This is a genomic window from Halalkalibacter lacteus (assembly GCF_036663595.1).
Lineage (GTDB): Bacteria > Bacillota > Bacilli > Bacillales > Bacillaceae_D > Halalkalibacter > Halalkalibacter lacteus.
Genome location: NZ_JAWRVL010000187.1, coordinates 1 through 275 on the forward strand (window position 1 = coordinate 1; position 275 = coordinate 275).

Below are 275 nucleotides of genomic sequence, written 5' to 3' on the forward strand. Positions count from 1 at the left end.
GAGACCGGATATCAGATGCCCGATCTCAGGCACTTCCTGAGTCTATACCAACCGGGGAACTATTTCGCCCTGATGGCTTTCGTTCACAGGTCTCCCGAAGTGGACGGCCTGCGTGGGCGCATCCAGTCGGCGATACAGAGAGGATGCGGCGCCCCGGTTACGCTGGGGTATGGCCCGCGATTTCTCCACTCAACCGGCCAGTTCCACAAGGGCGGTCCGAATGCGGGGCTCTTCATTCAGTTCACCGCCGATGACGCCACTGATGTGTCCATTGT

1 protein-coding gene is annotated in these 275 nt (G+C 59.6%); it reads left to right on the forward strand.

What is annotated here, in order from left to right; all coding sequences use genetic code 11:
- Positions 1 to 275, forward strand: a 275-nt coding sequence (locus SAZ04_RS22010; RefSeq protein WP_332699711.1) for a hypothetical protein, incomplete at both ends; no start/stop codon positions are given.